Origin of the sequence: Stenotrophomonas sp. TWI1151 (assembly GCF_039673135.1) — a bacterium.
Taxonomy (GTDB): Bacteria; Pseudomonadota; Gammaproteobacteria; order Xanthomonadales; family Xanthomonadaceae; genus Stenotrophomonas.
Map to the genome: position 1 here is coordinate 1 of NZ_JBDJLA010000031.1, position 5,080 is coordinate 5,080.

The 5,080-nt window shown below is 68.3% G+C and carries 6 protein-coding genes; 3 read left to right on the forward strand and 3 right to left on the reverse strand.

The features are described from left to right. Positions 1-153: 153 nt before the first annotated feature. Both ABE422_RS18670 and ABE422_RS18675 read right to left on the reverse strand, forming a co-directional pair. Positions 154-1,131 carry a sensor domain-containing protein gene (locus ABE422_RS18670; RefSeq protein ID WP_313210830.1) on the reverse strand — a complete coding sequence of 326 codons (978 nt, stop codon included), beginning with the start codon at positions 1,129-1,131 and terminating at the stop codon, positions 154-156. Beyond that, positions 1,128-1,493: a PadR family transcriptional regulator gene (locus ABE422_RS18675; RefSeq protein WP_313210828.1), complete on the reverse strand. Its 366-nt coding sequence runs from the start codon at positions 1,491-1,493 to the stop codon at positions 1,128-1,130. Before ABE422_RS18675 ends, ABE422_RS18670 begins: the two co-directional genes overlap by 4 nt. A 150-nt stretch (positions 1,494-1,643) precedes the next feature. Here ABE422_RS18675 and ABE422_RS18680 point away from each other — a divergent pair, with 150 nt between their 5' ends. Next, complete coding sequence (locus ABE422_RS18680) at positions 1,644-2,543, forward strand: peptidylprolyl isomerase (protein WP_346483485.1); 900 nt, start codon at positions 1,644-1,646, stop codon at positions 2,541-2,543. A gap of 90 nt (positions 2,544-2,633) precedes the next feature. On the opposite strand, the gene ABE422_RS18685 is transcribed toward ABE422_RS18680, so the two are convergent. Then, entirely contained in the window at positions 2,634-3,515 is an 882-nt protein-coding gene (locus ABE422_RS18685; protein WP_346483486.1) for a DMT family transporter, read from the reverse strand. A gap of 159 nt (positions 3,516-3,674) precedes the next feature. Here ABE422_RS18685 and ABE422_RS18690 point away from each other — a divergent pair, with 159 nt between their 5' ends. Continuing rightward, the gene (locus tag ABE422_RS18690; protein ID WP_313210822.1) at positions 3,675-4,625 is read left to right on the forward strand and encodes a LysR substrate-binding domain-containing protein; all 951 of its coding nucleotides are present in this window, start codon (positions 3,675-3,677) and stop codon (positions 4,623-4,625) included. An 87-nt stretch (positions 4,626-4,712) separates the two neighbouring features. Then, a complete protein-coding gene (locus ABE422_RS18695; protein WP_019184421.1) occupies positions 4,713-5,006 on the forward strand; it encodes a hypothetical protein in 294 nt (97 codons plus the stop codon). The last annotated feature ends 74 nt before the right edge of the window (positions 5,007-5,080 follow it).

Below are 5,080 nucleotides of genomic sequence, written 5' to 3' on the forward strand. Positions count from 1 at the left end.
ACCTACACCGGGTGGGGCGGGCCGGGGGCGGGCGGCTGTTCCCCCCCCGTGGTGGGGTCCCCGGCCGGGGCCCCCCACTACCGGATCATCGGGTTCTGCAGCGCCGGTAGGTGACGACCGTTGGTCGTCACCCTCGCCATCCTCGTGTCCCGTTTACAGCCGCACCAGCAGATGCTTGGCCATCATCCCGTGCAGGTGACCGATGCCGCGGGCCAGGTGCAGCGTCGCGAACAGCAGCAGCACGCCGATGATCGCCAGCAGCGGTGTGACCCAGATCGGCAGCATCTGGATGCCGTCGATGTGGATGCCCACGTAGTCACTGGAGAACAGCGCCGCCACCGGTGCCCAGATGAAGCCGATCGAGGTCGACAACAGCGTGGTGGCGATCGTGAAGTAGACGATGCCCAGCGGCAGCATCAGCACGAAGTACAGCAGGGTCAGCCAGGTGCGGCCATCGGTGAACATGTCACCGATCCGCTGCAGCCAGCTGCGGCTGCGGTCGGAATAGGTCGGCCGGCGCGGCATGCGCTCACCGAGCAGGGCTTCGACCAATCGCCCTTCCAGCAGCGACAGACCGCGCACCGAGCCGAAGAACAACACCGCCACGGGAATGCCGATGATCAGCACCATCAGGCCCAGCGACAGCGACAGGCCGGTGACCACCCAGGTGAAGAAGAACGTACCGGTGGCCAGCGACAGGAGCATGTAGAACAGCGCGCCATAGGTGCGTGCCTCCAGCGCCACACCGAAGAAGCGGGCCAAGGCCGAGCGTGGCTTGGGCGGCGCCTGCGGCGGTGCCGTTTGCGCGCCAGCGCTGACCGGCGCTGCACGTCGGATCGGTGCCGCACCCGCGCTCGGCGTGCGCAGCGCACGGTTCACGGTGATTTCCGTTTCGCGGTAGATCTCGGCCACTTCTTCCGGCGCACCGTAACTGCCGGCCACATCCGCGATCACCTCGGCCTCGCTGCGGCCCGGCTGTGCGGCCAGCTCCGAGCGCAGGTACTCCTCGGCGTCGTACAGGGCGTCCTGCACCATCGCCGGATCGGCGTCGTGCAACGCCGCGCGCAGCTGTGCCAGATACGCCGGGATGGTGGTCGGCAAGGCCCGACCGGCCACGGATTCGATGTTCATGCGGTTACCCCTTCCAGGACGGAATCGACGGAATCACGGGTGGCACGCCATGCGGCGGTCCAGTGGCTGAGCACTTCACGCCCCGTGTCATTGATGCGGTAGTAGCGACGCGGCGGACCCGCCACCGACGGTTCAACATGGCTTTCCAGCAACCCGGCCCCTTCCAGGTTGCGCAGCACCGGGTAGAGCGCGCTCTGCTTGCCGCTCAGCACGCCCTCACCGACCCGCTCCAGCTCCTTGGCGATCAGGTAGCCGTACAGCGGCTCACCGGCCTTGGCCAGCACCGCCAGCAAGGCCAGGGAGACCGTGCCGGAGCTGAGCTCTTTCTGGAATTTCTTGAGGTGGACCTCGTGGTCGCTCATGACGGTCTCCGCTAGCGTGGAGTCCACACTAGTCCGAAGTTCGCTATAGCGGATGTGTCGTTAGTCACCGTGCCGCAGGACATCCCCTGGCTGGCCGTAGCCGGTGCGCTTCGCGCACAATCGGGCACTCCCTTCCTGAACGGGTCTGCCATGTCGCCACGTCGTCCTGCCCTGCTCACCCTCGCCCTGGCCTGCCTGCTCCCCGGCCTGGTCAGCGCGGCCACGCCTTACCGCAGCCCGCAGCAGATCCTGGACGCGTCGCCGGACAGCGACTGGCGCACGCCCGACCCGGCCAACCTGCTGTACATGAACCTGCCCGCCGGCCGCGTCATCATCGAACTGGCCCCGGCGTTCGCGCCGCAGCACGTGGGCAACATCCAGACCCTGGCCCACGAGCATTTCTGGGATGGCGAGAGCATCTACCGCGCGCAGGACAACTTCGTGGTGCAGTTCGGCGATGCCGATGCCGACGATGCCGCCAAGGCAAAGCCGCTCGGCAGCGCCAAGCGCACGCTCCCGGCCGAATTCCAGCGTGACAGCAAGGGGCTGAAGGTGAGCCTCCTGCCCGACCGTGATGGCTGGGCCGACCAGACCGGCTTCGTCGACGGCTTCCCGGTGGGCCAGGATCGCAAGGACGGCAAGACCTGGCTGGCGCATTGCTATGGCGCGCTGGGCGCCGGCCGCAACAACGAGGAAGACAGCAGCATCGGTGCCGAACTGTACGTCGTGACCGGGCAGTCGCCGCGTCAGCTGGACCGCAACATCACCGTGGTCGGCCGCGTGGTGCAGGGCATGGAGCTGCTCAGCGCGCTGCCACGTGGCCCGGCCCCGATGGGCTTCTACGCCGATCCGGCGCAGCGTACGGCGATCCAGTCGATCCAGCGTGCCAGCGATGTACCGGCCGCGGAACGCCCCAAGCTGCAGGTGCTGCGCACGGACTCCAGGACCTTTGCCGATGCGACCGAAGCGCGCCGCAACCGCGTCGATGATTTCTACAAGCGCCCGGCCGGCCACATCGACCTGTGCAACATCCCGGTGCCGGTGCGGTAAGGCCGGCGCGGTGAACGTGCATGGGGGTGGACATGCCCGTCCCGGTCGCGCCGGCCGCTGGCCGGCTGATCGCCTCCGCAGAGGCGATCTCTATCGCTTCTGGGACACCGCCACACTGCCGAGAATGAGCACGCCCGCCACGACCATCGCGCCAGTCACCGGCTCGCCCAGGAACAGCCACGCGAACAGCGCGCCGAACATCGGCACCAGGTAGGTCACGGTCGAGGCACGGGCCGGACCGATGCGGGCGATCAGGCGGTAGAACATCAGGAACGCCAGGCCGGTGCAGACCACGCCCAGCGCAATCGCGCAGGCCCAGGACAGCATCGGGATCGGGGCGGTCGGCCAATGGGTCAGCGCCATCGGCAGCAGCAGGATCGCCGCGCAGCCGAGCGTGGCACCGGCCGAGGCCGCCGGTGGCAGGCCGGTCATGTGGCGCTTCACCAGATTGACGCCCAGGCCATACAACAGCGCGGCCAGGGCACCGGCCATCACCGCCGCACCGATGCTCAGACCGGACACTTTGGCCGTGGCCAACACCACCACCCCGGCGAAGCCGACCAGCACGGCGATCGCGCGGCGCATGCCGATCTTTTCGCCGAAGAACAGGAACGCGATCAGCGCGGCGAACAGCACGGTCATCGCATTGCAGATCGCACCGATCGCGGCCGGAGCGCGTTGTGCGGCCCAGGCGAACAGCACGAACGGGATGGCCGAGTTGATCAGCCCGATCGGCGCCAGCCACAGCCAGCGGCGGGCCGGGAACTGCGCGCGCGCCTGCCACAGGAACGGCAGCAGCACGAGCGCGCCGAGCAGCAGCCGCACCTCCACCAGTGCATACGGTCCGAAGGCTGGCACGGCCACCCGCATGAACAGGAACGAGCAGCCCCATATCGCGCCCAGTGCGGTCAGTTCCAGCGGCGTGCGCCAATCGCGCGCCACCGTAGCGGCGGCCAGCGGCGCTCCGCTCATGACCGGCCCCCGAAGCAGGGCAGGCGCGCGGGACAGGGGGTAAGGGGCGGCAACATGCGCGTGAATCCGGGGGGGAAGGACGACAGCATCCGCCTGCCGTCAGGCACTCACAAGCGCGTAGTATCCGTGCAAGCCACAAATATGATTTGGGTCTCGACCATGATCCTTCGCCCTGCCCTGTTGCCCGCGCTGGGGGTGTTCGCGGTTGCCGCACGCCACCAGAACTTCGCCCACGCCGCCCAGGAACTGCACCTCACCGCCAGTGCGGTCAGCCACCATGTGCGACGGCTGGAAGACCTGCTTGGAACCATCCTGTTCCAGCGCCATGCGCGCGGCGTGCGGCTGACGGCCGAAGGCCGCCAGCTGGCCGATGCGGCGGCGGCGGCGCTCAGTGATCTCAATGCAGTGGCCGGCAACCTGCATCCGCAGGCGGACATCGTGCCGCTGCGGGTCACCACCATCCGCTCGCTGTCGTACTGCTGGCTGATTCCGCGGTTGCCGCGCTTCACCCAACAGCATCCGCGCATGCGTATCGAGCTGCAGACCAGCACCGAACTGGTCCGCTTTGACGAAACCGGTCCGGAACTGGGCATCCGTTACGGCCTTGGCCAATGGCCAGGCATGGCCGCGCATCACCTGATGGACGATGAACTCTGCCCGGTGGCCTCACCTTCCCTGGCGGGCGTCTCGATGCTGCGCGAACCGGCTCAGATCGCCGCCTTGCCGCTGCTCAGCGACATGTCGCCGCAGGGTTGGCGCGATTGGTTCCGGGCGGCGGGTGTGCGCGGGTTGGACCTGCCCTCGCTGCACACCTTCAGCGACAGCACCGATGCGATGCGCGCCGCGGTCTACGGCATCGGCGCAGTGCTGGCGCGCAAGCACATCGCCCAGCCGTACCTGCAGCGTTATGAGCTGGTGCGCCTGCCCGGCCCCGCACTCAAGGCGCGCTACGCCTACTACGTCGTCCACGCCGAACACCGCCCACTCAGCCCGACCGCGCAGGCGTTCATGGACTGGCTCAAGCGCGAGGCACTGGATGAGCGCACCCCGCTGCCCGCACTGCCCGATGAACTGCTGGGCCTGCCGCCTGCGGACGGCACGCACGACTGAACCGGACGCCACGGTCCGGCGCATGTCCTCACCCGATCTTTTCCGCGTGCTGGCTAGGCTGGAGTCCCTTTCCCCGAGGCTCGACCCATGGCCCTGTTGCGACTGCGAATCACCGGCACCGAAGACGATGCACGTGCCATCACCGACCTGCTGCAGAGCATCGAGGGGATCGAACACGTCGAGGAAACCGACGACCTGATGCCGCACATGGACGACGACGATTCCAGCTCGGCCGGCCTGTCCGATGACATCGGCCCGGGCACGCACGAACTGGAAGTGGAAGTAGGCAACGCACTCGGTGCCCAGCGCGTGCGTGACGCCGTGCAGGAACTGGCGCTGGAACTGGATGTCTTCGTGGAATACGAGCAGGACGAAGGCTGAGTCAGCCGTCGGGGGGGGGGGGGGGGGGGGGGGGGGGCCCGAGGGGGGGGGGAGAGCGACCGCCCCCCGACGCC